The organism is Micromonospora sp. NPDC049497 (assembly GCF_044465805.1).
In the GTDB taxonomy this organism is placed as follows: Bacteria; Actinomycetota; Actinomycetes; order Mycobacteriales; family Micromonosporaceae; genus Micromonospora.
Genome location: NZ_JBITMC010000001.1, coordinates 60,206 through 84,003 on the forward strand (window position 1 = coordinate 60,206; position 23,798 = coordinate 84,003).

The window sequence follows — 23,798 nt, forward strand, 5'->3', positions numbered from 1 at the left end:
GCGAAGTATTGCGGTGGGTGATCGTCCTGCGTACTCTCCCTCGGTGGGGAGGCGGGAATGCCGTTGTCGACGAGTCCGGTCATCAGACGCGCGAGGCTCGGTGCCGAGCTGCGACAGCTTCGCCGGCGTGAGTCACTCACGCTGGAGCAGGTCTGCGAGCGCCTGGGGTGGGCCTCCACCTCGAAGCTGTCCCGGATCGAGCTGGGTCAGAGCCGGCCGGATCTCGCCGACGTGCTCGACCTGCTCGACGTCTACGACGTGCCCTCGCCCAAGCGGGACGCCCTCATCGTGATCGCCCGGGACGCCGCCACCAGCCGGGGCTGGTGGAAGGCGCTGGGCGAGATGGGGGAGCGGCAGCGCACGTACGCCGAGCTGGAGGCCGGCGCGGCGAGCATCGTGGACTACCAGCCCGCCGTCGTGCCCGGGCTGCTCCAGACCCCGGCGTACGCGCGGCTGCGCATCACCGCCGGCCGCTTGCTGGACGCCACGGTCGACGTGGAGGCCGACGTGCGGGCCCGGTCGACCCGGCACGACGTGCTGCGCCGCGACGATCCGCCGCGCTACACCGCTCTGCTGGCCGAGGGCGTCGTCGAGCTCGGCAACAGCCCGCCGGAGGTGTGGCGGGAGCAGGTGCGACGCCTGGTCGCCCTGGCCGACCTGCCGCACGTGACGATCCGCCTGCTGCCCGGAGGCCGGCCGGCGCGGGAGGGGGTGTTCCCCCTGACGCCGTACTCCTGCTATTCGTTCCCGGACCCGGCGGACCCGCACACGGTGATGCTGGAGGCGTTGACCACCGACGTGCGCCTCGTGACCGCCGCCGACGTCGACCGGTACGGCGAGGTCACCGGCTGGTTGTCGGCGGTGGCCCTGTCGGCGGAGGAGACCGTCGCGGAGCTGACCCGACGGCTGGACCACTGAGCCGCGTGGCCACCGGACCCGGCGCCCCCGGGCCCGTCGGGGCCGGCGGCCCGCGCGTTCACGGCGACCGTAGGCCCGGCGTACGACATTCTCAGGCGGGCACGTCGACGAAGTGCTCGACCAGCGGCGGGTTGGCGAAGTGCGGCCCGATCAGCGCGCGCCACTGGGCGAACTTCGGGCTCTGCCGGAAGTTCACGTCGTGCGCCTCGACCGAGTCCCACTCGACGAGCAGCACGAACCGGGAGGAGGATTCCACGCCCCGGGTCATACGGACCGAGCGGCAGCCCTCGGCGCTGGTGATGATCCGATGCGCCTGCTGGTAGGCGGCGGCGAAGGAATCCTCGTGACCGGGGATGACGTCGATGAGCGCGACTTCGAGCACCATGCACGCAGCCTCCCACGGTCTCCGGCGGGCCGGTCGCCCCGGGGGCCGGTTCCCATCCGGCGGAAGGATCTCTAGGGTGATCGCGCGGAAGGGGGAGAGGCATGATCGACTGGCTCACCGGCGCGGCGTTCACCGTGGCGGGTACGCCGACCAGTTGGGCGGAGCTCCTGGGATTCGCCACCGGTGTGCTCACCGTCTGGCTGGTGGCCCGGCAGCGGATCGCCAACTGGCCGCTCGGCATCGCGAACGTCCTGCTGCTGATGCTGCTCTTCTGGACCGCCGGGCTGTACGCCGACGCCGCGCTCCAGGTGGTCTACGTCGGTCTCGGCCTCTACGGGTGGTGGGCCTGGCTGTACGGCGGTGAGCGGCGGTCGCGGCTCACCGTCAGCCGGACGAGCCCCCGGGAGTGGTGGGCGCTCACCACGGTCGGTGTGGTCCTGACCGGTGCGATCTGGCTGCTGCTGGACCGCGCCACCGATTCGACTGTGCCGCTGCCGGACGCCCTGACCACCGTTCTCTCGCTGCTGGCGACGTACGGCCAGACCCGCAAGCGGGTGGAGAGCTGGTGGCTGTGGATCACGGCCGACCTGATCTACATCCCGCTCTACGCCTACAAGGACCTGTACCTGACCGCCGCGCTGTACGTGGTCTTCCTCGGGCTGTGCGTGCTGGGACTGCGCGAGTGGCGAGCCGACCTGCGGCGCGACGTTCCGGCGACCCCGGTCCCGACCGGCCCGGCCCCGGTGGCACGGTGACCGCGGCCGACGCCGCGAGCCTCGTGCCGGCCGCCGCTGCCGGGCGCCCCGGGACGGAGTTCCGGCACGGGCTGGTGGTGGGCAAGTTCTACCCGCCGCACGCCGGGCACCATGCCCTGATCGCCGCCGCCGCCGCGCGCTGCGCCGTGGTCACCGTCGTGGTGGCCCCGGCCCGCCGCGAGTCGATCCCGTTGGAGCTGCGGCTGGACTGGCTGCGCGAGGCACACGGGGTCACGCCGTGGGTGCGGTTCGTCGGGGTGTACGACGACCATCCGGTGGACTACGACGATCCGGCCGTGTGGGACCTGCACTGCGCGGTGTTCCGGGCGGCGCTGGGCGGGGCGAGGGTCGACGCGGTCTTCTCGTCCGAGGCGTACGGCGACGAGTTGGCGCGGCGCTTCGACGCCGTGGCGGTCTGTGTGGATCCGGAGCGGCGGACGGTGCCGGTCTCCGGGACCGCCGTGCGCGCGGACCCGGCGGGTCACTGGACCCACCTGCACGCGGCCGTCCGGGCGTGGTTCGTCCGCCGGGTCGTGGTGGTCGGCGCCGAGTCGACCGGTACGACCACGATGGCCGCCGCGCTCGCCGCGCGCCTCGGCACGGTGTGGGTGCCGGAGTACGGCCGGGAGTTGACCGCGCGCAAGCTGGCCCGGCTGCGCCTCGACCGGCCCGACGCGACGGTCTTCGACGTGACCTGGGACCGGGACGACTTCGTCGAGGTGGTACGCGAGCAGCAGGCGGCCGAGGACCGGGCCGCACGGTCGTCGGGGCCGCTGCTGGTGTGTGACACCGACGCGCGGGCCACCGCGGTGTGGGAGGAGCGGTACCTCGGTTCCGCGTCGGCGGAGGTCCGGGCGGCGGCGCGGCGGCCGGCGCTCTATCTGCTCACCGACCACGTCGGCGTGCCCTTCGACGACGACGGGCTGCGCGACGGGCGGCACCTGCGGGCCTGGATGACCGTCCGGTTCCGGGCCGAGCTGGCCGGGTCCGGGGTGCCCGTGGTCGAGCTGACCGGCCCGCACGAGCGGCGGCTGGCCGAGGCGGTCGCGGCCTGCGAGGACCTGCTCGCGGTCGGCTGGGGCCTGGCCGACCCACTGCTTCCCGTCGAAGGCTAGCCTCCTAGGACGCACTACGCGACGTGAGGTGGGGTATTCCCGCGCGGACCCGTGTGCAGGGACACCGAGGGCCCAAGGTGCGGTGACTGGGCGCAGTGGGCGAGAATGGCGGTGGAGGAGGGGAGTATTCCCTCGCGACGGAGTCGTCAGCACGGTCGAACGCCGGCCCCCCGGTGGCGCGACCCGGCCCGTCGGTCGCCGTCCCGCGTGCGGGTCGGTGGCGGAAGAGACCTCCGACAGTCACCAGAGTCAGCGTCACCGGCACCGGACGCTCCGTGAGGGCGTACGGTGTGCCCGTCGCTGCGTGTCTGCCGGAGGAATGAATCTTGGACGTGTCCGGAGTCGTGTGGGCGGGGACCCTCGTCGCACTGACCGCCATCCTGCTCGTGGACCTGCTGATCATCGGCAGGCGTCCACACGAGCCGAGCGTGCGCGAGTCGAGCCTCTGGGTGGGCTTCTACGTGGCCCTGGCCCTGATCTTCGGCGCGGGTGTCTGGTTCGCCTCCGGCCCCAGCGCCGCCGGCCAGTTCTACACCGGCTGGCTCACCGAGTACAGCCTCTCGGTGGACAACCTGTTCGTCTTCGTGATCATCATGGCCCGCTTCGGCGTACCCCGGCAGTACCAGCAGAAGGTGCTGCTCGTCGGCATCGTGCTGGCGCTGGTCATGCGCGGTGGGTTCATCGCGGCCGGCGCCGCGCTGATCTCCCAGTTCTCCTGGGTGTTCTACATCTTCGGCGCGTTCCTGATCTACACCGCGGTCAACCTGGCCCGACAGGGCGAGCCGGACGCGGACGAGTTCACCGAGAACGTGCTCATCCGGTGGAGCCGCAAGGCGCTGCCGATCTCGCGGGACTACGACGGCGCGAAGCTGACCACCCACGTGAACGGCCGGCGGTTCTTCACGCCGATGCTGATCGTGATGATCGCGATCGGCACCACCGACCTCATCTTCGCCCTCGACTCGATCCCGGCGATCTTCGGCATCACCCAGGAGCCGTACCTGGTCTTCACCGCGAACGTCTTCGCGCTGATGGGTCTGCGGCAGCTGTACTTCCTGCTGGGCGGCCTGCTGGACCGGCTCATCTACCTCAGCTACGGCCTGGCCGTGGTGCTGGGCTTCATCGGCGTCAAGCTGGTGCTGGAGGCGCTCGCCGACAACAACCTGCCGTTCATCAACGGTGGCGAGCACGTGGGCTGGGCCCCGCACATCCCGATCTGGCTGTCGCTGCTGGTCATCCTGGGCACCCTGCTGATCGCCACCATCGCCAGCCTGGTCAAGTCCTCCCGTGACCGCCGGCGGGAACTGGCCGAGGCGCGCCGCTGAGCGCCCACGCGTGAGGATCGAGGGACGTCCCCCGTGGGCGTCCCTCGATCCGTTTCCGGCCCCGGCTCAGACCCGGTGGGCGGCGACCAGGGTGGCGGTGCGCTCCTCGGGCAGCCGTTCCTCCAGCACCCGCCGCTTCCGGTAGCAGGCGTGCAGCATCCGCCGGTCGTCGCCGTGCGGCTCGGCGGTGACGATGCCGATGTGGTGGATGTGCCGACCCGGCCGGGCGAAGAAGTAGAGGTCGCCGGGGCGTTCCGCGCCCAGTGACACCGGCGTGGTCGCGGCTGCCTGGTCGTCGGCGTCCCGGGGGAGGGTCACCCCGAACCGCCGCCAGGCCAGGTGGACCAGGCCGGAGCAGTCGATGCCGTACGCGGACATGCCGCCCCACACGTAGACGAGGTCACGGAACCGGCGGGCGACGTCGAGCACCTGCCCGGCCGACGGCGGCGCGGTGGGCACCGGCACGGCGTGCACGGCGGGCAGCCAGAGCGGGTCGGTGTACCCGGGCACGCACACCGGACGCCAGCCGTCGACGGCCGGCCCGGCCGGGGTGAGCCGGGTGCCGAGGACCACGCCGGGCAGCAGCACCGCGCCGTCCGGGGCGTCGTGCAGGGCGGTGACCGTGGCGTCCACGACCAGCGGGGCGGGCGGCGGGGCGGCCGGGGTGAGCTGGTCGACCGGCAGCCAGCCGGGGTAGCCGCGCGGGTCGACCCGGGCGGCCGGCTGCCCGACCGCGACCACGTGCGCCCAGCCGTCCGGGCGTACGTCGGTGACCAGCACCCGCTCGCCCAGCAGCAGCTGGCTCAGGACGCAGTCGCCGACCTGCTGCGCGCTGTCCAGGCCGGCGACCCACGCCGCGACGTCGGCCCGGGCGGACAGGGCGGGGCGGTCGACGGGGCGTACCGCCTCGGGGGAGCTCCAGAGGGTCGCGACCGCGACCCGGACGACGGCCTCGAGGCCGGCTCGCAGCTCCACGCGCACCCCCATCTCGTGTGTCGGACGTTGCCGCGACCCTATGAAAGTTTTCGCCGCAGCTCAACCGCGAGCGCGAACTTTAGTTTCAGTAACCGAGGTGATGCCCAGGCCCGGAGCGTCCGGCAGCACCACCGTCGCGCCGTCGTACCGCAGACCCCCGCGCACCGGCGACCAGGCCAGCCACCAGGCGGCGTCCAGGTCCGAGACGGCCGTGGTCGGGTATGCGGCGACCAGGCTGGCGGCGGCGCCCACACCCACCTGGCTCTCCATCATGGAGCCGACCACCGTGCCGACGCCGTGCGCCGCGGCCAGGTCGAGCAGGGTGCGCGCCGCCCGCAGCCCACCGCACTTGGCGAGCTTCACGTTGACCAGGTCGGCGGCGCGGCGTCGGATCACCTCCACGAGATCACGCACCCCGAACACCGACTCGTCGGCCAGGATCGGTGTGCTCACCCGGTCGCTGACCCAGGCCAGGCCGTCCAGGTCCGCCCGGTGGACCGGCTGCTCGACCAGCTCGACGTCGAGGCCCGCGTCCTCGATGCCACGGATCACCCGGACCGCCTCCCGCGGTGTCCAGCCCTGGTTGGCGTCCAGCCGGATGCCTACCTGCGGGCCGACCGCGGCGCGGACCGCCCGCACCCGGTCCAGGTCGCCCGCCGCGTCGGCGCCGACCTTCATCTTGAGCACGTCGAACCCGTCGGCCCGGCGCTGCCGGGCCGCCGCCGCCAGGTCCACCGCCTCACCGGCGGCGAGGGTCACGTCCGTCGGCACGCGCAGGGCGGTGCCACCCAGCAGCCGTACCAGCGGTACGCCGAGCCGCCGGGCCGCCAGGTCGTGCAGGGCGACGTCCACCGCCGCCCGGGCGGCCTCGTTGCCGGCGACCGCCCGGTCCACCTCGGTGCAGCGGGCCACCAGGTCGTCCGGATCGCGGCTGGTGAGCAGCGGCCCGAGCAGTTCCCGGACGCACGCCTCGGCGCCGGCCACCGACGCGCCGGTCACCTGCCACACCTGCGGCGCCTCGCCGAAGCCGGACCGGCCGTCGCGGTCCACGACCTCCACCACCAGGGTCTCCACGGTCGTGGTGCGGCGCAGCGCGGTGACGAAAGGGGTGTGCAGGGGTGCGGAGAGCCGGTGGGTGCGTACCGCGGCGATCGTCATGTCGGGCACCCTATAGGGAGATCGACGGGCGATGGGGAGGCCGAATGAGCGAGCGAATCACCCGCCACGGCGGAGCGCCGGCATGAGCGGGCGGGAGTGGGATCTGGTCGGTGCGCCGAACGCGCGGGACCTCGGTGGACTGGTCGGCGCCGACGGTCGGCGGGTGCGTTCCGGGGTGCTGCTGCGCACCCCGGCGCTCGGCCGGCTGACCGACGAGGACCTGCCGGTGCTGGCCAAGCTCGGCCCGGCGTGCGTGGTCGACCTGCGGGACCACTCGGAGATGGACGTCGCCCCGCCGGACCGGCTGCCCGGCGAGCCGACCGTGGTGCACCTGCCGGTGCACGACGCCGAGCACCCGGTCTTCACGTACGTGTCGGCGATGCTGCTCGGCCACGACCTGACCGCGTACGCGGACCTCGCCGAGCAGGGCACGCCGGCGGCGATGGAGGCGATCTACCGCTGGTTCGTCACGGGGGAGTCGGCGCGCGCCGGGTTCGCCGAGGCGGTCCGGCTGGCGGCGCTTGAGGAGAACCTGCCGCTGCTCTACCACTGCTCGGCCGGCAAGGACCGCACCGGCTGGCTGACGGTGGTGCTGCTGCACGTCCTCGGTGTCGACGAGGCCGCGATCCGGGCGGACTACCTGGCCAACAACGCGCTGACCGAGAGCCTGCGGGAGGTCATCCTGGAGGCGATGGCCAAGCGCCAGCCGGGGCTGGACGTCGATGCGGTGCGGCCGGTGCTGGAGGTGCGCGACGCGTACCTCGACGCCGCGTACGACGAGGTGCGCCGGGTGCACGGGTCGTTCGGGGCGTACCTGCGCGACGGGTTGGGTGTGGACGACGACCGGGTCAGCCGGCTGCGGGCGCTGCTGCTGGAGTGACCGGCGCCGGGGTCGGGGCCGGGTGGCGGGCGGCCCACCCCGTGACGATCAGCGCCTGGCCGGCGGCGTAGGTGGCCATCACCCAGATCGGCGGGCCGGGCAGCGTCGCCGTGCCGGCCACCGACAACGCGATGAGCAGGTCGGAGACGAGGAACAGGGCGCCGCCGAGGCCGACCGACCAGCCGTGCGCGGTGGCGGTGGTGGCCATGGTGGCCAGGGCGACGGCGTACCCGGCCACCGGTACGGCGAGCCCGGCGTCGGCCAGGCCCGGCCACATCCAGCTCAGGGCGGCGGCGGTCAGCACCGCGTACCCCAGGGGGACCGCGAGCAGGGGCGGGCGGCGCAGCGCGGTCGCCGCGCCGGCCCGGACGAACGCCGCGACGTAGCAGGCGTGCGCGGCGAGGAACAGCGCCATGCCGGTGAGGAACGCGCCGGTGCCCGCGCCGAGCAGCGCCACGTCGCCGCCGGTGGAGAAGGCCAGGGCGGCGAGGACCAGCCGGTCCGGCCGGGCGCCGCGTTCGACGGCGGCCCGCCAGAGGTACGCGGCGAGCAGCGGCATCAGCAGCGGCTTGGTCGCCAGCTCGCCGAGATCGCTGCCGGTGGCGTTGGCGAGGAGGTTCCCGGCGGTCGCGACGGCGAAGGCGGCCAGCAGGACTCGGCTGGAGGGCATCGGTGGGTCTCCTCGCGGTGGGGTGGGCAGCAGCGTAGGCGGTGCCGCGGCCCCGGGCCAGCCCCGGTCGCTCAGCGCAGGTCGTGCCGGGCGTCCCAGACGGCGGCGGAGACGTCGGCGATGAGGCGGCAGGCGTCGTCGACGATCTCCTCGCCGGTCGGGCCCCCGTCGGCGAGGTCGGTGGTGGTGCAGGCGACGACGACGTACGGGGGCGCGTCGCCCGGGTAGACCACGCCGGCGCCGTGCCGGACACCGCGTACCCAGCCGTTCTTGTGCGCGATGCGGGTGCCCTCGGGCAGGCCGGCGGCGAGGTCCTCGCAGTGCTCCTGGGCGATGAGCACGTCGAGCATGGCGGTGCAGCGCTCCGGCGGGGCGAGTGGGCCGGGCCGGACGGCGCCGAGCGCGAGCGCGCCGAGCAGGGCGGCCAGGTCGGCGGCGGTGACCAGGTTGGTGATGCCGGCCTCGCGGGCGGCGAAGTCCTCGATGCCGCGGCCGGTGACGCTGTTCCGGGCTCCGGCGAGCGCCCACACCTCGGCGACGGCCGGCAGCCCGACGTGGCCGAGGACGATGTTGGTGGCGAGGTTGCTGGAGCGGACGATCATGCGGTCGGCGAGCCAGCGCAGCGACGCGGTGCCGCCGACCCGGTCCCACACGGCGTCGTCGTTGTCGTAGTGGCGGGCGCAGGAGAACCGGGGCGCGTCGGGTTGCGTGGAGGCGAAGTCGTTGCGGACCTCGACGGGTGCGTCCAGGTCGAGGTGGCCCGCCTCGGCGGCCCGGTGCAGCGCGACGAGCACGCCGACCTTCATGGTGCTCGCGGCGTAGTGGGTGGCGTCCGCGTGCCGGGTCCAGGTGGGATCGGCGTCGAGCCGTCCGACGTACGTCGAGACGGTGCCCGGCACCCGCTCCAGCCGGGCGTCGAGTTCAGCGAAGATCATGCGCCGACCGTAGTGGAAGGAAGGGCCCCCTGTTAACGCCTGGCGTTGTACAGGGGGCCCTTCTTAACGCGTCGCGCGTGGAACCGTCAGCCGGCGTGCTTGCGGCGGGCGGCCATCCGGCCCCGCTGGGTCTGGTCCAGGACCACCTTGCGGATCCGGACCGCGCTCGGGGTCACCTCGACGCACTCGTCCTCGCGGCAGAACTCCAGCGCCTGCTCCAGCGACAGCTTGCGCGGCGGGATCAGCTTCTCGGTCTCGTCGGAGGTCGAGGCCCGCATGTTGGTGAGCTTCTTCTCCTTGGTGATGTTGACGTCCATGTCGTCGGAGCGCGAGTTCTCGCCGACGATCATGCCCTCGTACACCTCGGTGGTCGGGTCGACGAAGAGCTGGCCGCGCTCCTGCAGGTTGATCATCGCGAACGAGGTGACCGCGCCGGCCCGGTCGGCGACCAGCGAGCCGTTCTGCCGGGTACGCAGCTCGCCGAACCACGGCTCGTACGACTCGAAGACGTGGTGCAGGATGCCGGTGCCCCGGGTGTCGGTGAGGAACTCGGTGCGGAAGCCGATCAGGCCGCGCGCCGGGACCAGCCACTCCATCCGGATCCAGCCGGTGCCGTGGTTGACCAGCTGCTCCATCCGCCCCTTGCGGGTCGCCAGGAGCTGGGTGATCGCGCCCAGGTACTCCTCGGGGGCGTCGATGGTGAGCCGCTCGACGGGCTCGCAGGTCTTGCCGTCGATCTCCTTGGTGACGACCTGCGGCTTGCCGACGGTCAGCTCGTACTGCTCGCGCCGCATCTGCTCGACCAGGATCGCCAGGGCCAGCTCGCCACGGCCCTGCACCTCCCAGGCGTCCGGCCGCTCGGTCGGCAGGACCCGCAGCGACACGTTGCCGACCAGCTCCTTGTCGAGCCGGTCCTTCACCATGCGGGCGGTGACCTTGGCGCCCTTGACCCGCCCGACCAGCGGCGAAGTGTTGGTGCCGATGGTCATCGAGATGGCCGGCTCGTCGACGGTGATCAGCGGCAGCGGCTGCGGGTTCTCCGCGTCGGCCAGGGTCTCGCCGATCATGATCTCGGGGATGCCGGCGACGGCGATGATGTCACCCGGGCCGGCCGAGTCGGCGGGCTTGCGCTCCAGGCCCTCGGTGATCAGCAGCTCGGAGATGCGGACCCGCTGGGTGCTGCCGTCGGTGCGGCACCACGACACGGTCTCACCCTTGCGGATGGTGCCCTGGCGGACCCGGCACAGCGCGAGCCGGCCGAGGAACGGGGACGCGTCGAGGTTGGTGACGTGCGCCTGCAGCGGCGCGCCCTCCTCGTACGCGGGCGGCGGGATGGTGTCGAGCAGGGTGCGGAACAGCGGCTCCAGGGAGGTGCTGTCGCTCGGCACCGAGCCGTCGACGGGCTGGGTCAGCGAGGCGATGCCGTCGCGGGCGCACGCGTAGACGATCGGGAAGTCGATCTGCTCCTCGTCGGCGTCCAGGTCGAGGAAGAGCTCGTAGGTGTCGTCCACGACCTCCTTGATCCGGGCGTCGGGACGGTCCACCTTGTTGATCACGAGGATGATCGGCAGCCGCGCGCGCAGCGCCTTGCGCAGCACGAAGCGGGTCTGCGGCAGCGGGCCCTCGCTCGCGTCGACCAGCAGCACCACACCGTCGACCATCGTCAGGCCGCGCTCCACCTCGCCACCGAAGTCGGCGTGCCCGGGGGTGTCGATGATGTTGATGGTGACCGGGTCGGAGCCGTCCGCCGGCAGGTAGTGCACGCCGGTGTTCTTGGCCAGGATGGTGATGCCTTTTTCCCGTTCCAGGTCCCCCGAGTCCATCACCCGCTCGGTCGTCTCGCCCCGGCCGCCGTAGGCACCGGCCTGCCGCAACATGGCGTCGACCAGAGTGGTCTTGCCGTGGTCGACGTGAGCGATGATGGCGACGTTGCGGAGGTCGGTGCGAAGCTGCATGGGCTCCATTCTCCCGCCTGCGCGGATCAGGGGCAGCGTCGGGGTCACCCCCGGCCGTCCCCCGATCTCTGCCGAAACTCCTGTCACTCGCGGTACACCGACTGGCAAGCTGGTCCCCGTGATCCGGGGGCCGACGTGCACGAGCTGGTGAACTCACTTCAGCAGCTGCCGTCCCTGCTGGTCCTGCTGGTGGCGGCACTGATCGTCGCCGGTGAGACGGCGGTGATCTTCGGCCTCCTGGTGCCCGGTGAGGCGACCCTGCTGCTGGTGGGCTTCCTCACGTACACCGGCGCCCTCCGGCTCGGGCCGGCGCTGCTGGTGATGATTCTCGCAGCGGTGACCGGGGACACGCTGGCGTTCCGGGCCGGCCGTCGGTACGGGCCGCGACTGCGGGCGAGCCGGCTCGGCGTACGGGTCGGCGGGGAGCGCTGGAGCCGGGCCGACGCGATGCTGAACCGGCTGGGTGGCCGGGGAGTGTTCACCGCCCGGTGGGTGGCCTTCGCCCGCACGCTGGTGCCCCGCCTGGCCGGGGCGGCGGGCATGCCGTACCGGCGGTTCCTGCCGTGGAACGTGGCCGGCGTGGTGACCTGGGTGGGCGCCTCGATGCTCGCCGGGAACCTGGCCGGCGAGTCGTACGAGACCTTCTCCCGACTGCTGGGCCGGGCCAGCGGGGCCGTGCTGCTCCTGGTCGGCGCGGTGGTGGCGGTGCTGCTGGCCGGCCGCTGGCTGGGCCGCAATCCCGATCCGGTGCGGGCGCTGCTGTCCCGGGCCGGGTCGCTGCCCCCGGTGCGCTGGCTCACCGGCCGGTACGGGGTGCTGTTCTTCCTGCTCGCGATGCACATCGGGCCCGCGTGGACGCTGCTGGCGAACCTGGGGGCCGGCCTGCTGCTGCTGTTCGGGGCCGGGCTGGCGGTGACGTGGCTGCTCCAGGTGGTGGTGCGGCACAGCGGCCTGGCCGCGGTGGACGGGGCGATCGCCGACTGGTTCGCCGCCCGGCGTACGGCCGGCGCGGTCGACGTCACGCTCGCCGTGGTCTCCGGGCTGCGCGGGTCGTTCCTGATCGCGGTGGTGGCGGTGGTGGCCGCGGTGCTGGCGTGGCGGCACCGGCCGTGGCGGGCGGACCTGCTCAGCGTGGTCGGTACCGTCGGCGCGTTCGTGCCGCTGGTGGTGCTGGCCGTGGCGACGGACCTGGCGGGGCCCGGGCAGGAGAGCGGAGCGGCCCTGTTCCCCACACAGGACGCCGTGGTGACCGCGAGCCTCTGCACGCTCGCCTGGCTGTTGTCCCGGGGTGCGCCGTGGCCGGTGGCGGTGACGGCGTGGACCCTCGCCGCGGCGGGGGTCGTCGGCATCGGCGGAGCCCGCCTGTACCTGGGGCTGAGCACGGCCAGCGGCACCGCCGCGGCCGTCCTGCTCGGCGTCGCCTGGACAGCGGTGTTCGTGGTCGCGTGGAGGACCCGCGACCGCGCCGTCGGCCCGGCCCGGAGCACCACCCCGCCCGCGCCGGCCCGCGCCGACGCGTGAGCACCGGACACGCCGGACCGTCGATCCCTGTTACCGTTCGGCGGTCCGGTGGGACCGGTGTGCACGGGGGGTACGGATGAGACGGTGGAGATCCGCCGCGGTCGCCGCGGTGCTCGTGGCGGTCGGTGTGACCGGTTGCGCCCGCGAGGGGGCGGCTCCACAGGAGCCGGCCGCCGTCGCCGCGGGTGCGGAGGCCACCGAGGAGGCGACCGGCGACGTCCCGGCCGAGCCCACGCCGGCGGCGACGTCGGTGCCCGGGCGGGAGTCGATGGGCGCGGCGCCGAGCCGCAGCGCGTCGGCGACGCCCAGCCCGAAGCCGTCGGTGAAGCCGACCCGGGCGACGGCGCCCCGGGCGGTGCCGAAGCCGCCGACGGAGACGAAGGTGCCGCCACCGCCGCCGAAGCCCTCGTCGACGAACTGCACCCCGAAGTACGTGGGCACCCAGGCCACCCGGGCGCAGGCGAAGGAGGCGCTGACCGCCGCGGCGGCCCGGACGTACTGGCCCACCTCCGCGCCGGACATCGCGATCCCGGTGCGCCTGGTCAAGGCCACCGCCTGGCAGGAGAGCGGCTGGCAGTCCAACATCGTCGCCTGCGACGGCGGCATCGGCCTCATGCAGGTGATGCCGGCGACGGCGGAGTGGATGAACCAGCGCTTCGGGCAGAGCTACGACGTCGACGACTACCGCGACAACGCGTACCTGGGCGCCAACTACCTGGCCTGGCTGACGAAGTACATCGGTGACATGTACTTCGAGGCCGACTACCGGCTGGACGCGGCCCTGTGCACGGCCGAGCTGGACTCGTGTCTGCTGAACGCGGTGATCGCGGCGTACAACTACGGGCACGGGGCGGTGGCCCAGGAGGGCAAGCCGCTGGCCATCCCCAATCCGCAGTACGTGCGCAACGTCCGTGCCCTGATGACCGAGTGCGTCTGCCTGAGCTACTGACGAACGACCGAGCTACCGACGAACGGCGACGGGGGCCGCGGCGCGCGCCGCGGCCCCCGTCGCCGTGTCCGGTCAGTCGCGCGCGGCCACCGGCTCGCGCTCGGCCGGGGGAACCTCCTGCGCGGCGTCCCGGCGGATGCGGCCGGGCCACCAGAAGCGGTCGGAGAGGACGAAGGCCAGCGCCGGCACCAGGACGGTCCGCACGAGCAGGGTGTCCAGCAGGACGCCGATGCAGACGATGATGCCGATCTGGGTCAGCAGGATCAGCGGCAGCACGCCGAGGACGGCGAAGACCGCGGCGAGCAGGATGCCGGCGCTGGTGATGACACCGCCGGTGACCTTCAACGCGGAGAGCATGCCGTCGCGCGTGCCGGTGCGTCGGGCGTCCTCCCGGGCCCGGGTGACGAGGAAGATGTTGTAGTCCACGCCGAGGGCGACGAGGAACACGAACGCCAGCAGGATGACGCCGCTGTCCAGCGCCGGGAAGCCCAGCACGAGGTCGAACAGCAGCCACGCCGCACCCAGGCTGGCGAAGAACGACAGGATGACGGTGAGCACGAGCAGCAGCGGGGCCACCAGGCCGCGCAGCAGCGCCACCAGGACACCGGCGACGAGCAGCAGGATGATCGGCAGGATCAGCCGCAGGTCCCGGCCGTTCGCCTCGTTGGTGTCGTAGGTGGCGGCGACCGAGCCGCCCACCACCGCGCCGTCGACGTCGTCGACGCCCGCGACGGCGGGCGGCGCCGATCCGGGTACGGCCCGGACCGCGTCGCGCAGCGCCTCGATGGCGCGGTCCGAGGCGGCGGTGCCGGGCTCGGCCTCCAGCACGACGTCGACCTGCGCGACGGACGAGCCGGCGGTGCCGGGTCGGGCAGAGGCGACACCGGGCACGTCGGCGGCGGCGGCGGTGACGGCCTGCACGGCACCCGGAGCGGTCAGCACGGCGACCGGCTGGGTGGTCCCGGCGGGGAACGCCCGGGCGAGGGTCTCCGCGCCGGCGACCGCCTCCGGCTTCACCCGGAACTGCTCGGTCTCCGACAGGCCGGTGCGGATGCCCAGCCCGCCGAGCGCGAGACCGACCAGCAGCAGGGTCGCCAGGGCCGCGACCGGCACCGGGCGACGGATGACGACGGCACCGAGCCGGCCCCACAGCCGGCCCTCGCGGACCTCGCCGCCGACCCGGGGGACGAACGGCCAGAACAGGCCACGTCCGAAGATCACCAGCGCGGCGGGGAGGACGAGCAGCGCCGAGAGCATCGCGAACACCACGCCGGTCGCGCAGGCGACGGCGAGCGCACGGTTGGTCTCCTGCTCCGACAGCAGGAGCGTGAGTACGCCGAGCACGACGGTCGAGCCGCTGGCGAGGATCGGCTCGGCGGTGCGGCGCAGCGCGGACCGCATCGCGGCGAAGCGGTTCTCCTCGTGGCGCAGCTCCTCGCGGTAGCGGGCGATGAGCAGCAGCGCGTAGTCGGTGGCGGCGCCGAAGACCAGGACGCTGGCGATGCCGGTGACCGCACCGTCCTGGAGGTGGATGCCGACGGCCGGGACGATCGTGTCGATGGCCCGCAGCGTGAGCTGCTCGGTGGCGGCGACGACGACCAGCGGCACGATCCACAGAAACGGGCTGCGGTAGGTGATGAGGAGCAGCAGCGCGACCACGCCGGCGGTGACGCCGAGAAGGGTCACGTCGGCGCCCTCGAACACCTTGGTGAGGTCGGCGGTGAAACCCGGACCGCCGGTCACCTGGGTGGTGAGGCCCTCGGGCACGTCGTCCAGGGCGGTCCGGAGCTCGTCGATGGTGGTGGCCACCTGCTCCTGACCGCCGGAGGTGTCCAGCGGCACGGCGACCAGGGCGACGGTGCCGTCCGGGGAGACCTGCGGCGGCGCGACCTGACCGCCGACCGCGAGGCGGCCGAGGTCGCCGGACCGGGCGGTGACGGCCTCCCGGTCGGACGGGCTGAGCGGGGCGCCGTCGGCGCGGCTGACCACCACGATCGCCGGCTGCACGTCGCTGGACGGCAGCTGGTCCTGGAGGCGCTCCACCTGGGTGGACTGCCACTCGACCGAGAGCCCGGTGGACGAGACCGGCGCGGGGTTGTCCGGCTTGGGCAACCCGAAGACGACGGCGCCGAAGATGATCGCGGCGACCACGGTGAGCCACGCGGCCAACCGGCCACGGGCGACGTGGGTGAACAGAGACATCGATGTCCTCACGGTCTGGTGACGGGAACGGCCCCCGGCCCACTGGTTGTCGTGTATCACGAGAAACAAGTATCTTGATAAACGAGATTACCGGCGACTGAGTTAAGCTGCAACCGGACGGCGAGGGGAGGAAGCGGCGCAACGTGGCAGGCCATGGCATGTACCGGAAGCGCGACACGCGACGCGATCAGCTCGTCGCGGAGATCACCGCGCAGCTGCGGCGTTACTCCGTCGACGCCCAGCACATCGGCCACGCCTTCGCCGCGCTGCACGGGCTGAACGCCACCGACCTGCACGCGCTGATCGCGGTCATGGACGCCGAGCTGTACGGGCAGCCCATGACCCCCGGTCGCCTCGGTGAGCAGCTCAACCTCTCCTCTGGATCGGTGACCGCCCTGATCGACCGGCTGGAGCGGGGCGGCCACATCCGGCGCGACCGGGACACCGCGGACCGGCGCAAGGTCTTCCTGCACTACGCCGAGCGCGGCGCCACCCTGGCGATGGACTTCTTCCGTCCGCTCGGCCGGCGCACCGACGGCGTGATGGCCGGGTTCACCGACGAGGAACTGGAGACGGTCCACCGGTTCATGGCCGCGATGGGCACCTCGATGCGGGAGCACCGGGACGCCGTCCGCGCCGAGTCCGCCCGACGATCGGCGGGCTGAGGAGGGTGCTCGACCGGCTGACGGCCCGTCTCGCCACCGTCGCCCTGCGCCTGCCACCGCCCCGGGCACGACGGGTCACGCTCACCCGGGACATCCCGCTGCGGGTCCGCGACGGGGTGACGCTGCGCGCCGATCACCACGCCCCGGACCTGGCCGGCGCACCGACGGTGCTCATCCGGACGCCGTACGGGCGGGGCGGGCCGATGCGGTTGCTGGGCCGGCTCGTCGCCGAGCGGGGCCACCACGTGGTGATCCAGTCCTGCCGGGGAACGGGCGGCTCGGACGGTGTCTTCGACCCGCTGGTGCACGAGCGCGACGACGGGCTGGACACCCTCGACTGGTTGCGCCGCCAGCCCTGGTGGTCCGGGGCGTTCGGCATGTTCGGGGCGAGCTACCAGGGCTTCGTGCAGTGGGCGCTGGCCGCCGACGCCCCCGACGAGCTGCGGGCGATGGTGGCCGTGGTCACCGCCTCCGGCACCCGGGACTCCACGTACGCGGGGGAGTCGTTCGCCCTGGACACCGTCCTCACCTGGGCGGAACTGCTCCAGGCGCAGACCGTGCCGTGGCTGGCCCGGCAGTGGGAGCTCAAGCGCGGGCAGCCCCGCCTCGCCGCCGCGTTGGCCCACCTGCCGCTGGCCGAGGCGGACCGGGTCGCCACCGGAGTGACCGTGCCGTTCTTCCAGCAGTGGCTGCGCCACCACACGCCCGAGGCGGACTACTGGCGTACCCGGGTCTTCTCCGACCGGATCACCGACGTCCGGGCGCCGGTGGCCCTGGTCGGTGGTTGGCACGACATCTTCCTGCCGGCCCAGCTGCGTGACTACGCGGCGCTGCGGGCGGCCGGCGCCCGGCCGCGGCTGACCGTCGGCCCGTGGACGCACGGAAGCGCCGGGCTCTTCGTCGCCGCCCTACGCGAGGGCCTCGCCCACCTCGACGAGCACCTCGCCGGGCGGTCGTCGCACCGGCCCGCCCCGGTACGGGTGCACGTCGGCGGCAGCGGGTGGCGGGACCTGCCGGACTGGCCCCCGCCGCACACGCCGACCCGCTGGTACCTGCGGGCCGGCGGCGACCTGAGCACGGCACCCCCGGTCCCGTCGCCGCCCGCCCGCTTCTGGTACGACCCCGCCGACCCCACCCCGTCCCTCGGCGGCCCGCTGCTCGTCGCCCAGCGGGCCGGCCCGGTGGACAACCGCCCGGTGGAGGCCCGGTCCGACGTGCTCACCTGGACCAGCGCGCCCCTGCCCGAGCCGGTCGAGGCGGTCGGCCCGGTCCACGCCGAGATCCACGTCCGCAGTGAGCTGTCCCATCTGGACGTCTTCGTGCGACTGTGCGACGTGGACCGGCGCGGTCGCTCGTGGAACGTCTGCGACGGGCTGGTCCGGGTGACGCCCGGCCGGTTCCCGTCCTGCGAAGGCGTGGCGCGGGTTCCCGTGGAGCTGTGGCCCGTCGCGCACCGCTTCGCCTCCGGCCACCGGCTGCGCGTCCAGGTCTCCGGCGGCGCCCACCCTCGTTACGCGCGCAACCCCGGCACGGGCGAGCCGCTCGGCGCCTCGGTCACACTGCGTGCCGGATGGCGGGAGATCCTGCACGGTCCCGAGCATCCGTCGCTTGTGGTGCTGCCGGTCCTCCGTCCGGACGCACAGCTTCCTCCCAGCTGAAAAAATGCGCCTTGACCTGGGCGTTCATCAATTCGCGGGGCTATCGTGGGTGCAACGCCCGGCGCTGTGCACCACTCGGCCGGGCCGCGCCTGAGGCTCTCTCACCGCGTACGCGGTGTCACCGTCGTGCCCCGGCCCCCGACCCACCGGCAAGGGGGAGTCCCATGACGCGGGCACCGGCAAATCTTCTGGCCGTCCGCCGCCTGCTGCTCGACCACCTGAACATCGACCCCGACACGGTGCGGAGCGACGACCTCGAACCGGCCGAGGTCGGCATCGTGGGCGACCCGAACCACCGGGGCGGCTACCACTGCGGCTCCGACCGCGTGGTGACCAACGACTACTCCGTCGTCGAGTCCACCCGGGACTCGTCCGGCCTCACCCTGGACGCCGCCGGACTCGACGTCGGGCTCTTCCGGGCCCGCTCCGGGGGCAGCACGCACGACCTGTACACGTTCTCCACCTGGTGCGTGGCGCAGTGCGTCGCCAACACCCCGGACAGCCGCGACCTGCGGGAGATCATCTACTCACCGGACGGCAAGGTCGTCAGGCGGTGGGACCGGCTCCGCCGGCGCACCACAGGCGACGACTCCCACCTGTGGCACACCCACTTCAGTTTCTTCCGCGACTCGATCAGGGCGGGCCGGGACCAGACACCCCTGTTCCGTCGCTACCTCACCACCATCGGACTCCTGGAGGACGACATGCCGCTCACCGACGCCGACCAGCCCATCATCAGGGCCGCCGTGCACAGCACCCAGATCGGACGCACCGGCGTCACGTTCGGGCAGGTGCTGGACCAGATGCGCCTGCTACCCGGGCAGGTCGAGGCCCTGCGTGCCGAGCTCACCCAGCTCGCCGCGCGGGACTTCACCGACGAACCAGCGATCATCCAGGGGGTGCTGGCCGGGCTCACCCCGGAGAAGATCGCCGCGGCCATCCCGGACAGCCTCGCCAGACAGGTCGCCGACGAACTGGCCCGCCGGCTCGCCGCTTGACGAAAGCGGTCCGCGACGAAGATCGCGTGATGGCAACGCGCGGCTGCACGCCACCCGGGCGAGGCGCACGACGTTCGCGGCGACGGTAGATCAGCGAGGGCTGCTCAACGACGGCACCATCCCGCCGGCCGCGTTGGCGGCCGGGGCGCCACCCGAAGCGGAGCCGCTCCGGTAGGAATGCCCAGCGGCGGCGGCCGGACACCGGCCGCCGCCACCGGCACGGGTCACGCGGCGCGTACGTTGTCCGCCTGCGGACCCTTCTGACCCTGGGTCACCTCGAACTCGACCTTCTGCCCCTCGTTGAGCTCCCGGTAGCCGCTCATCGAGATGGCCGAGTAGTGGACGAAGACGTCCGGACCTCCGCCGTCCTGCTCGATGAAGCCGAAGCCCTTTTCCGCGTTGAACCACTTGACCGTGCCGGTTGCCATGCTCTCTCCCTGTTCAAAACGGGTGACCTCGGCCCCGCGGCCGATGATCGCCCTGATACCACCCCGACAGTAACCGTCCAAACCCCGATCTGCCGGCCGAAGTGCCGTAGGCGGTGGAGTGAACTCTCGGGGTGGCGCGGCGGGAATGTGCCGTGACGGCCGGCTGACTGGGGCATGCTTGCCCCGGTGAGGGGTGCCGCGGCCGCGCTGGCCGACCTGGAGCGGGAGATCGGCATGCCCGGCGCCGGTCTGGACCGGCTCCACCTGGTGCCGACTCCGTTCGTCCCCGAGGTCCGGCTGCACCTCGCCGAGGACGCGATCCTGTGGTGGGCCCGGATGGAGGCGCACGCCGGAAGACGCCTGCCTCCGCCGTTCTGGGCCTCCGTCTGGGCGGGCGGCCAGGCTCTCGCCCGGCACCTGCTCGACCACCCGGAGCTGGTGGCCGGCCGTCGCGTGCTCGACCTGGCCGCCGGGTCGGGTCTGGTCGCGATCGCCGCCGCGCTGGCCGGCGCCGAGCAGGTCGTCGCCAACGACATCGACCCGTACGCGGTCGCCGCCGTCACCGTCAACGCCCGGGCCAACGACGTCCGGGTCACCGCACGCGGCGGCGACCTGCTCGACTCCGAGCCGGTCGGGGTCGACCTGGTGGTCGCGGGGGACGTGCTCTACAGCCGGGTGATGGCCGAGCGCATGCTGCCCTTCCTGCGCCGGGTCGCCGCCGGTGGAGCCGACGTGCTGGTCGGCGATCCCGGGCGGGGACACCTGCCGTCGGACGGGCTGGCGGTGGTGGCCGACTACCCGGTCCCCACCACCGAGCCGGCCGTCGACACGCCGCTGCGCCGGGTGCAGGTCCTGCGGCCCGAGCCGGTTCTCCTCAGGGACCACCCCTAGTCCGCGACCAGGGGACGGTGGGGGATGCGACCGGATGTGGGTGGGGCCCGGCCGGCCATAGCGTACGAGTCATGGTGGACGCGCTGGCACAGGTCGGAGAACTTCCCCTCGTACTGCTGATGGCGGTGCTCGGGGTGGTCATGCTCTTCGACGCCGTACCGCTGCTCGGCGTGCTGGTTCCCGGCGACGTGGCGATCCTGGCCGCGGTGGGTGTGGGTGGTGCGGCCACCGGCGCGGCCACTTTCACCGCAGTCGTCGCCGGCTGCCTGGCCGGCTGGTCGCTGAGCTTCCTGGTCGGCCGCCGCTGGGGTGAGCGTCTGCGGCACAGCCGGGTCGGTGAGTGGATCGGCGAGGCGCGGTGGACGGCGGCGGAGGGGATCCTGCAGCGCGGTGGCGGCCGGATGGTGCTGGTGGCGCCGTTCCTGCCGGTGTTCAACGCGCTGTTGCCGCTGGCCGCGGGCGGGCTGCGGATGTCGTACCGGCGGTTCCTCGCCTGCGCGACGGGGGGCGCGGCGGCCTGGGCCGGTCTCTACCTGGTGCTGGGCACCGCGTCGCGGTCCCTCGCCGGGCTGCTGCCCGGCGAGGTCAGCCCGATGCTGTTCACCATGGCGGTCGGCCTGCTGCTCGCCGGTGTCGTGCTGATGGGGACGCGGCGCCGGTTGCGGGCGGTGACCGAGGTCCGCTGACGGTCGGGGGGACGGAGGACGGCGCCGGGCGGGTCGACCGCCCGGCGCCGCGCCGGCTCACCAGCCCCGGGCCCGCCACTGCGGCAGGGAGGCGCGCTCCGCCCCGAGGGTGCTGTCCCTGCCGTGACCCGGGTAGAACCAGGTCTCGTCGGGCAGCCGGTCGAAGAGCTTGTGCTCCACGTCGTCGATCAGCGCGGCGAACCGCTCCGGGTCCTTGTCGGTGTTGCCGACGCCACCCGGGAAGAGGCTGTCGCCGGTGAAGAGGTGGGGCGTGCCGGCCGGGTCGCGGTGGAGCAGGGCGATCGAACCGGGCGTGTGGCCCCTGATGTGGATGACCTCCAGCGTGCAGTCACCCACCGGCACGGTGTCGCCGTCGGCGAGGGTCTCCACCTCGATCGGCAGGCCGGCGGCGTCGTCGGCGTGCACCAGCGGCCGGGCGCCGGTCTTGGCGACGACCTCCTCCAGCGCCACCCAGTGGTCCATGTGCTGGTGGGTGGTGACCACCGTGGCCAGCCCGCCGTCGCCGACCAGGTCCAGCAGGCGGGGCGCCTCGTTGGCCGCGTCGATGAGCACCTGCTCGCCGGTGGACCGGCAGTGCAGCAGGTAGGCGTTGTTGTCCATCGGGCCCACCGAGATCTTGGTGATGGTGAGCCGGTCGAGCTCGCGTACCGCCGGCGCACCGCCGGGCGTCACGTCTCCGCTGTAGGTCATGGGGATGTCTATATCCATTCCGGTGGGTCGGGCAGGGGACCGTCGGGGGTGACGGCCAGCACGGTGCCGGGACTGCGACCGATCAGCCACGACGCGAGCTCCGGTGCGGCACCGGTGACCGTGGGCGCCTGCGCCCGGTCACCGATCACCAGCTCGTGCCGGCTGCCGTCGAAGCGCAGCACCATCGGGGGCGCGTCGGGGCGTGCGGCGAGACCGCTGGCGACCTCGTGCAGCAGTCGGTGCCCGAACGTCTCCGGCCAGTCCGCCGGCCGGTAGCCGGCGGCCAGGTCGACGTGGTGCACCTCCAGCTCGCGCAACCGCCCCCAGACCAGCATCGCGGCCGGCCAGGGCCCGCGGCGGGTCTGCACCTGGGCGCCCCAGGCCTCGACGGGCATCGCGGCCACCGCCTCGGTGAAGCGGTCCGCCGAGCGCCGCAGGTCGTCCAGGTGCGCGGCGGGCGGCCGGGGCGCGCCGGTCTCGATGTCGGCGTCGCGTGCCGCCGCGCTGGCGTACATCGGCACGGTACGGCCGGTGCGGGCCGAGGTGAGCAGGTTGACGAACCCATCGGCGTTGCGGGCCACGTGGGCCAGCACGTGCCCCCGGGTCCAGCCGGGCAGCAGCGACGCGGCGGCCAGGTCGGCGTCGTCGAAGCTGGCGGCGGTCCGCAGCAGGCGCGCGGTGGCGTCGGCCACCTCGCCGGTCAGCAGGAGCGGATCGGTGGTCACTCCTCGACCCTAGTCGTCCCGGACCCCGGAGTCGCCGGGGAATCTCCGCGCGGGGCCGCCGCCACCGGAAATCGCTTTCGGCGCGTCGTCGTCGGCCCTACCGTCGATGGCGTACGCGGCACCGGAGGCGGAGGAGGTGGTGGACATGCCGGCGGCGGCACGCGTGGACCACACACCGACGACCTCGATGAGGATGCCATGACCGTTGATCTGACCGCCCTCGGCTGGGACGCCGACCGGGCGGAGCACCACCTCCGTCGCGCCGACCACCGCCCGGGCCGCGTGGCCCGCGTCGACCGGGGCGTCTGCACCGTGCTCTGCGCGTCCGGCCCGGTCCGGGCCACCGTCGGCGGCGCGGTGCTGGCCGCCGCCGCCCGCGACGCGACCCGCCTGCCGTGCGCCGGGGACTGGGTGCTCGTCGGCACGTGGCCGGACGAGCGGGTGACCGTCGAGGCCGTGCTGCCCCGCCGGACCGCGCTGATCCGCCGTACCGCCGGCAAGGACGCCAGCGGCCAGGTGCTGGCCGCGAACCTCGACACCGCCGCGGTGGTGGAGCCGGTGCACCCCGAGCCGGACATCGGCCGGATCGAGCGCCTGCTGTCGCTCGCCCACGAGTCCGGCGCCCAGCCGCTGGTCGTGCTCACCAAGTCCGACCTCGCGGCTGACCCGGACGCGGTCGCCCGCCAGGTGGCCGCCGTCGCCCCCGGCGTGCCGGTGCTGCCGGTCAGCGCCGAGTGCGGCACCGGGCTGGACCCGCTGCGCGCGCTGGTCGCGCCGGGCCGCACCCTGGGGCTGCTCGGTCCGTCCGGGGCCGGCAAGTCGAGCCTGGTCAACGCGCTGGCGGGCGCGCTGGTCATGCCCACGCAGGCGATCCGCCGGGTCGACGGCAAGGGACGCCACACCACCACCTTCCGCGCCCTCGTCGCGGTGCCGGGCGGGGGAGCGGTGCTGGACACCCCGGGCGTACGGGCGGTCGGCCTGCTCGACGGCTCGGCCGGTCTGGACCGGGCCTTCGCCGACATCGCCGAACTCGCCACCGGATGCCGGTACGCCGACTGCGGGCACGACGGGGAACCGGCCTGCGCGGTGCGGGACGCCCTGGACCACGGGGAGCTGTCGCACCGGCGCTGGGAGAGCTGGCGCCGGTTGCAGCGCGAGGTGGCCTACGAGAGCCGCCGCCGGGAGACCCGGCTGGCCGCCGAGCGGCGGGGCGGGTGGCGTGGCGGCCGGCGACGGACAGTCCGTCCGGCGGCGCCGCCGACTTCCGGGGGATTCTGAGCAGTCGACCGGTCC

At 73.6% G+C, this 23,798-nt stretch carries 24 protein-coding genes; 13 read left to right on the forward strand and 11 right to left on the reverse strand.

Going from position 1 to position 23,798, the window contains the following annotated elements:
* Window positions 1–57 precede the first annotated feature (57 nt).
* A complete protein-coding gene (locus tag ACIBR0_RS00230) occupies window positions 58–918 on the forward strand; it encodes a helix-turn-helix domain-containing protein (protein ID WP_396711734.1) in 861 nt (286 codons plus the stop codon).
* A 91-nt stretch (window positions 919–1,009) separates the two neighbouring features.
* Here the strand turns inward: ACIBR0_RS00230 and ACIBR0_RS00235 are convergent, their stop codons facing one another.
* Window positions 1,010–1,303 (reverse strand): antibiotic biosynthesis monooxygenase family protein, encoded by a 294-nt coding sequence (locus tag ACIBR0_RS00235; protein WP_396711736.1) that lies wholly within the window; start codon window positions 1,301–1,303, stop codon window positions 1,010–1,012.
* Between the two features lie 101 nt (window positions 1,304–1,404).
* Here ACIBR0_RS00235 and pnuC point away from each other — a divergent pair, with 101 nt between their 5' ends.
* From pnuC to ACIBR0_RS00250, 3 genes are all read left to right on the forward strand, one after another.
* Window positions 1,405–2,058 (forward strand): nicotinamide riboside transporter PnuC, encoded by a 654-nt coding sequence (gene pnuC, locus ACIBR0_RS00240; RefSeq protein ID WP_396711738.1) that lies wholly within the window; start codon window positions 1,405–1,407, stop codon window positions 2,056–2,058.
* Window positions 2,055–3,173, forward strand: coding sequence for an AAA family ATPase (locus ACIBR0_RS00245; RefSeq protein WP_396711740.1), 1,119 nt, complete (start codon window positions 2,055–2,057; stop codon window positions 3,171–3,173). The genes pnuC and ACIBR0_RS00245 overlap by 4 nt, the downstream gene beginning before the upstream one ends.
* A 326-nt stretch (window positions 3,174–3,499) precedes the next feature.
* A complete protein-coding gene (locus ACIBR0_RS00250) occupies window positions 3,500–4,498 on the forward strand; it encodes a TerC family protein (protein ID WP_396711742.1) in 999 nt (332 codons plus the stop codon).
* Window positions 4,499–4,564: 66 nt separating this feature from the next.
* On the opposite strand, the gene ACIBR0_RS00255 is transcribed toward ACIBR0_RS00250, so the two are convergent.
* Together ACIBR0_RS00255 and ACIBR0_RS00260 are read right to left on the reverse strand one after the other, a co-directional pair.
* A complete protein-coding gene (locus tag ACIBR0_RS00255; RefSeq protein ID WP_396711744.1) occupies window positions 4,565–5,473 on the reverse strand; it encodes an NlpC/P60 family protein in 909 nt (302 codons plus the stop codon).
* A 60-nt stretch (window positions 5,474–5,533) separates the two neighbouring features.
* The gene (locus tag ACIBR0_RS00260) at window positions 5,534–6,631 is read right to left on the reverse strand and encodes a mandelate racemase/muconate lactonizing enzyme family protein (RefSeq protein ID WP_396711746.1); all 1,098 of its coding nucleotides are present in this window, start codon (window positions 6,629–6,631) and stop codon (window positions 5,534–5,536) included.
* Between the two features lie 82 nt (window positions 6,632–6,713).
* On the opposite strand from ACIBR0_RS00260, the gene ACIBR0_RS00265 reads away from it, so the two are divergent.
* Entirely contained in the window at window positions 6,714–7,511 is a 798-nt protein-coding gene (locus tag ACIBR0_RS00265; RefSeq protein ID WP_396711747.1) for a tyrosine-protein phosphatase, read from the forward strand.
* Here ACIBR0_RS00265 and ACIBR0_RS00270 read toward each other — a convergent pair.
* From ACIBR0_RS00270 to typA, 3 genes are all read right to left on the reverse strand, one after another.
* Window positions 7,480–8,181 (reverse strand): lysoplasmalogenase, encoded by a 702-nt coding sequence (locus ACIBR0_RS00270; protein ID WP_396711749.1) that lies wholly within the window; start codon window positions 8,179–8,181, stop codon window positions 7,480–7,482. The genes ACIBR0_RS00265 and ACIBR0_RS00270 overlap by 32 nt on opposite strands.
* A 71-nt stretch (window positions 8,182–8,252) precedes the next feature.
* Complete coding sequence (locus ACIBR0_RS00275) at window positions 8,253–9,116, reverse strand: serine hydrolase (protein ID WP_396711750.1); 864 nt, start codon at window positions 9,114–9,116, stop codon at window positions 8,253–8,255.
* Between the two features lie 86 nt (window positions 9,117–9,202).
* Complete coding sequence (typA, locus tag ACIBR0_RS00280; protein ID WP_396711752.1) at window positions 9,203–11,071, reverse strand: translational GTPase TypA; 1,869 nt, start codon at window positions 11,069–11,071, stop codon at window positions 9,203–9,205.
* A 135-nt stretch (window positions 11,072–11,206) separates the two neighbouring features.
* Between typA and ACIBR0_RS00285 the strand changes: the two genes are divergently transcribed.
* Together ACIBR0_RS00285 and ACIBR0_RS00290 are read left to right on the forward strand one after the other, a co-directional pair.
* The gene (locus tag ACIBR0_RS00285; RefSeq protein ID WP_396711754.1) at window positions 11,207–12,592 is read left to right on the forward strand and encodes a DedA family protein; all 1,386 of its coding nucleotides are present in this window, start codon (window positions 11,207–11,209) and stop codon (window positions 12,590–12,592) included.
* Between the two features lie 76 nt (window positions 12,593–12,668).
* On the forward strand, window positions 12,669–13,541 hold the full coding sequence (locus ACIBR0_RS00290) for a lytic transglycosylase domain-containing protein (protein ID WP_357036660.1): 873 nt from the start codon (window positions 12,669–12,671) through the stop codon (window positions 13,539–13,541).
* A 72-nt stretch (window positions 13,542–13,613) separates the two neighbouring features.
* Here ACIBR0_RS00290 and ACIBR0_RS00295 read toward each other — a convergent pair whose 3' ends face one another.
* Window positions 13,614–15,743: an MMPL family transporter gene (locus tag ACIBR0_RS00295; protein ID WP_396711756.1), complete on the reverse strand. Its 2,130-nt coding sequence runs from the start codon at window positions 15,741–15,743 to the stop codon at window positions 13,614–13,616.
* Window positions 15,744–15,901: 158 nt separating this feature from the next.
* On the opposite strand from ACIBR0_RS00295, the gene ACIBR0_RS00300 reads away from it, so the two are divergent.
* The 3 genes from ACIBR0_RS00300 to ACIBR0_RS00310 all read left to right on the forward strand — a co-directional run bounded on the left by ACIBR0_RS00300 (window position 15,902) and on the right by ACIBR0_RS00310 (window position 19,064).
* Window positions 15,902–16,408, forward strand: a complete 507-nt coding sequence (locus tag ACIBR0_RS00300) for a MarR family winged helix-turn-helix transcriptional regulator (protein ID WP_396711758.1) — start codon at window positions 15,902–15,904, stop codon at window positions 16,406–16,408.
* A gap of 5 nt (window positions 16,409–16,413) precedes the next feature.
* Window positions 16,414–18,066, forward strand: a complete 1,653-nt coding sequence (locus ACIBR0_RS00305; RefSeq protein WP_396711760.1) for a CocE/NonD family hydrolase — start codon at window positions 16,414–16,416, stop codon at window positions 18,064–18,066.
* Window positions 18,067–18,230: 164 nt separating this feature from the next.
* Window positions 18,231–19,064: a hypothetical protein gene (locus tag ACIBR0_RS00310; RefSeq protein ID WP_396711762.1), complete on the forward strand. Its 834-nt coding sequence runs from the start codon at window positions 18,231–18,233 to the stop codon at window positions 19,062–19,064.
* Between the two features lie 224 nt (window positions 19,065–19,288).
* Here ACIBR0_RS00310 and ACIBR0_RS00315 read toward each other — a convergent pair whose 3' ends face one another.
* A complete protein-coding gene (locus ACIBR0_RS00315; protein WP_120724359.1) occupies window positions 19,289–19,492 on the reverse strand; it encodes a cold-shock protein in 204 nt (67 codons plus the stop codon).
* A 174-nt stretch (window positions 19,493–19,666) separates the two neighbouring features.
* Here ACIBR0_RS00315 and ACIBR0_RS00320 point away from each other — a divergent pair, with 174 nt between their 5' ends.
* Together ACIBR0_RS00320 and ACIBR0_RS00325 are read left to right on the forward strand one after the other, a co-directional pair.
* Window positions 19,667–20,383 carry a class I SAM-dependent methyltransferase gene (locus ACIBR0_RS00320; RefSeq protein WP_396711764.1) on the forward strand — a complete coding sequence of 239 codons (717 nt, stop codon included), beginning with the start codon at window positions 19,667–19,669 and terminating at the stop codon, window positions 20,381–20,383.
* 71 nt (window positions 20,384–20,454) lie between these two features.
* Window positions 20,455–21,069: a DedA family protein gene (locus ACIBR0_RS00325; protein ID WP_396711766.1), complete on the forward strand. Its 615-nt coding sequence runs from the start codon at window positions 20,455–20,457 to the stop codon at window positions 21,067–21,069.
* A 57-nt stretch (window positions 21,070–21,126) separates the two neighbouring features.
* On the opposite strand, the gene ACIBR0_RS00330 is transcribed toward ACIBR0_RS00325, so the two are convergent.
* From ACIBR0_RS00330 to ACIBR0_RS00340, 3 genes are read right to left on the reverse strand one after another with little or no spacing between them, the layout of a single operon-like run.
* Window positions 21,127–21,780, reverse strand: coding sequence for an MBL fold metallo-hydrolase (locus tag ACIBR0_RS00330; RefSeq protein ID WP_396711767.1), 654 nt, complete (start codon window positions 21,778–21,780; stop codon window positions 21,127–21,129).
* Window positions 21,781–21,788: 8 nt separating this feature from the next.
* Window positions 21,789–22,505, reverse strand: coding sequence for a maleylpyruvate isomerase family mycothiol-dependent enzyme (locus ACIBR0_RS00335; RefSeq protein ID WP_396711769.1), 717 nt, complete (start codon window positions 22,503–22,505; stop codon window positions 21,789–21,791).
* A gap of 9 nt (window positions 22,506–22,514) precedes the next feature.
* Entirely contained in the window at window positions 22,515–22,679 is a 165-nt protein-coding gene (locus ACIBR0_RS00340; RefSeq protein WP_396711771.1) for a hypothetical protein, read from the reverse strand.
* A gap of 24 nt (window positions 22,680–22,703) precedes the next feature.
* Between ACIBR0_RS00340 and rsgA the strand changes: the two genes are divergently transcribed.
* Complete coding sequence (rsgA, locus tag ACIBR0_RS00345) at window positions 22,704–23,783, forward strand: ribosome small subunit-dependent GTPase A (RefSeq protein ID WP_396711773.1); 1,080 nt, start codon at window positions 22,704–22,706, stop codon at window positions 23,781–23,783.
* Window positions 23,784–23,798: the final 15 nt, after the last annotated feature.

What these genes read in the sequence shown, in the direction of transcription:
- ACIBR0_RS00325 (WP_396711766.1), top strand. Translation starts at nt 20,455, where the DNA reads ATGGTGGACGCGCTGGCACAGGTCGGAGAACTTCCCCTCGTACTGCTG.
- ACIBR0_RS00270 (WP_396711749.1), bottom strand. Translation starts at nt 8,181, where the DNA reads ATGCCCTCCAGCCGAGTCCTGCTGGCCGCCTTCGCCGTCGCGACCGCC.
- ACIBR0_RS00265 (WP_396711747.1), top strand. Translation starts at nt 6,714, where the DNA reads ATGAGCGGGCGGGAGTGGGATCTGGTCGGTGCGCCGAACGCGCGGGAC.
- rsgA (WP_396711773.1), top strand. Translation starts at nt 22,704, where the DNA reads ATGACCGTTGATCTGACCGCCCTCGGCTGGGACGCCGACCGGGCGGAG.
- ACIBR0_RS00295 (WP_396711756.1), bottom strand. Translation starts at nt 15,743, where the DNA reads ATGTCTCTGTTCACCCACGTCGCCCGTGGCCGGTTGGCCGCGTGGCTC.
- ACIBR0_RS00330 (WP_396711767.1), bottom strand. Translation starts at nt 21,780, where the DNA reads ATGACCTACAGCGGAGACGTGACGCCCGGCGGTGCGCCGGCGGTACGC.
- ACIBR0_RS00290 (WP_357036660.1), top strand. Translation starts at nt 12,669, where the DNA reads ATGAGACGGTGGAGATCCGCCGCGGTCGCCGCGGTGCTCGTGGCGGTC.
- typA (WP_396711752.1), bottom strand. Translation starts at nt 11,071, where the DNA reads ATGCAGCTTCGCACCGACCTCCGCAACGTCGCCATCATCGCTCACGTC.
- ACIBR0_RS00320 (WP_396711764.1), top strand. Translation starts at nt 19,667, where the DNA reads ATGCTTGCCCCGGTGAGGGGTGCCGCGGCCGCGCTGGCCGACCTGGAG.
- ACIBR0_RS00235 (WP_396711736.1), bottom strand. Translation starts at nt 1,303, where the DNA reads ATGGTGCTCGAAGTCGCGCTCATCGACGTCATCCCCGGTCACGAGGAT.
- ACIBR0_RS00275 (WP_396711750.1), bottom strand. Translation starts at nt 9,116, where the DNA reads ATGATCTTCGCTGAACTCGACGCCCGGCTGGAGCGGGTGCCGGGCACC.
- ACIBR0_RS00300 (WP_396711758.1), top strand. Translation starts at nt 15,902, where the DNA reads ATGTACCGGAAGCGCGACACGCGACGCGATCAGCTCGTCGCGGAGATC.
- ACIBR0_RS00315 (WP_120724359.1), bottom strand. Translation starts at nt 19,492, where the DNA reads ATGGCAACCGGCACGGTCAAGTGGTTCAACGCGGAAAAGGGCTTCGGC.
- pnuC (WP_396711738.1), top strand. Translation starts at nt 1,405, where the DNA reads ATGATCGACTGGCTCACCGGCGCGGCGTTCACCGTGGCGGGTACGCCG.
- ACIBR0_RS00230 (WP_396711734.1), top strand. Translation starts at nt 58, where the DNA reads ATGCCGTTGTCGACGAGTCCGGTCATCAGACGCGCGAGGCTCGGTGCC.
- ACIBR0_RS00260 (WP_396711746.1), bottom strand. Translation starts at nt 6,631, where the DNA reads ATGACGATCGCCGCGGTACGCACCCACCGGCTCTCCGCACCCCTGCAC.
- ACIBR0_RS00310 (WP_396711762.1), top strand. Translation starts at nt 18,231, where the DNA reads ATGACGCGGGCACCGGCAAATCTTCTGGCCGTCCGCCGCCTGCTGCTC.